Below are 254 nucleotides of genomic sequence, written 5' to 3'. Positions count from 1 at the left end.
GGCATCCGCATAGTGCGCTGGGTTATCGCTCGCCACGGGAATATCTGCAGCAGCGGGCTTGTAATGGGTTAAGTGATAACAGATGTCTGGAAATATAGGCGCAAATCCACTTGTTGATGGAAAAACGAATCCGAATAAAGCAACAAAGGCATTACAAAAAATATATTACGCGTAACAAACTCATCTTCTTCTGGCATAAGTGAAAAACATTTAGATCACTGTGCTAATACTGTGAAAAACTTTTTAAGGAAGTC

1 pseudogene is annotated in these 254 nt (G+C 40.6%); it reads left to right on the top strand.

Annotated elements, in window-relative coordinates:
* Positions 1 to 82 precede the first annotated feature (82 nt).
* A pseudogene (locus BGK49_RS31270) lies at positions 83 to 254 on the top strand (hypothetical protein); the annotation flags it as partial.

This window comes from Shigella sp. FC1544, from assembly GCF_001722145.1.
GTDB classification, from domain to species: Bacteria; Pseudomonadota; Gammaproteobacteria; order Enterobacterales; family Enterobacteriaceae; genus Escherichia; species Escherichia coli.
The sequence above is the reverse complement of the archived record's forward strand: the minus strand, read 5'-3'. Positions and strand labels throughout refer to the sequence as shown.